This window comes from Streptomyces sp. NPDC090442, assembly GCF_044769405.1.
Lineage (GTDB): Bacteria > Actinomycetota > Actinomycetes > Streptomycetales > Streptomycetaceae > Streptomyces.
Genome location: NZ_JBIVXW010000251.1, coordinates 1 through 1,458, shown reverse-complemented (window position 1 = coordinate 1,458; position 1,458 = coordinate 1). Strand labels below are relative to the sequence as shown.

The following is a 1,458-nucleotide window of genomic DNA, read 5'->3' as shown; positions in this document are numbered from 1 at the left end:
GACCCGCGAAATCGCCTACGTGATCACGGACTTGACGTCCCAGCAGGCCAAACCACATCAGCTCGCCGCCGCCGTGCGGGGGCACTGGGCCATCGAGAACAAGATTCATTACGTTCGAGACGAAGCGTGGTCCGAGGACCGCTCCCGCATCCGGACCGGACACGGACCCGAAAACATGGCCACGCTCCGTAACATCGCGATGAACCTGCTGCGGAAGAACGGGGCCACCAACATCGCCCAAGCCGTCCGCGAGCAGTCCTACCACCCCTTCACCACACCCCTAGACCTCCTCGGACTACCACCCCGACCTGCGGAAACGCACAGTAATTAGCTTCTTGCGTTAGCCCTGGCTTACCCCCAGGGGTGATGCGTTCTCGTGGAGCGGGACGGTGGGTGACGTTTCGGGCATGAGGTGGTACGGCCCGTAGCGAACTGGGCGAAAAGTGACACGACCTCGGATGATTCGGCGGTGTCTACTCCAGCCGGATCCGAGGTCGTGCCGTGTCATCTTCCCTTGTCTCCACCGTCATGCGCCAGTACGGAGAGTCGGAGCCGGTGGTCTCACCCATCGACGTGGCCGGTCTCCCGGCCCTTGTCGAGATCCTGCGGGGTGTGCCCGATCCGCGGCGTCGTGCCGGGCTCCGCTGGCCGCTCGGCCTCGTTCTGGTGATGTGCGTGGTGGCGGTGCTGTGCGGTGCCCGTTCTCTGCGGCAGATCTGGCACATCGCCCGGGGCTGGGATGAGCACACCCGTGCGGTGCTGGGCATGTCCACCTGCCCGGAGACCAGTGATGCTGCCGTGCCGGTGCCCACGACGCTGGGCCGGATCCTGGCGCGGATCGACGGGGACGCCCTGGACGACGCGATCGGTGGCTACTTCACCGTCGCGGCCGCCGACCCGCTCGTTCTCCCGGAAGATACCGGCGACCTGTGCGGGCAGGGACTCGCGGTGGACGGCAAGGCTGTGCGCGGAGCAGTGCGCGAGGACGGTCGGCAAGTTCACTTGCTCGCTGCTGCCACTCACCATCTCGGGCTGGTCGTCGCGCAGCGCGAAGTCGGGGTGAAGACCAATGAGATCCCCGGCTTCGTCCCGCTGCTGCGGCCGCTGGACCTGCACGGTGTCATCGTGACCTCCGACGCCCTGCACACCCAGACCGGCCACGCGAAAGCCCTGGTGGGGATGGGCGCGCACTACCTGATGGTGGTCAAGGCCAACCAGCCGAAGCTGTTCCGGCAGCTCAAGAAACTGCCATGGCGCGAGGTGCCCTTGTTGGAGAGGACGGACGAGAAGGGCCACGGGCGGCGCGAGATCCGCAGACTCAAGGCCGTCACCCTCGCCGGCAGCGGGCTGCGGTTTCCCCACACCGTCCAGGCCATCCAGATCCGGCGCCGCCGGCAGGACCTCAAGACCGGCAGGACCAGCACCGAAACGGTCTACGCCGTCACCGACCTGACTGCT

The 1,458-nt window shown here is 66.7% G+C and carries 2 protein-coding genes; both read left to right on the top strand.

The features are described 5' to 3' along the window. A partial coding sequence (locus tag ACIQU6_RS44815) for a transposase (RefSeq protein ID WP_403488505.1) occupies positions 1 to 331 on the top strand: 331 nt, incomplete at its 5' end. Between the two features lie 197 nt (positions 332 to 528). After that, positions 529 to 1,458 (top strand): ISAs1 family transposase (locus ACIQU6_RS44810; RefSeq protein WP_403488507.1); only part of this gene is annotated, 930 nt, incomplete at its 3' end.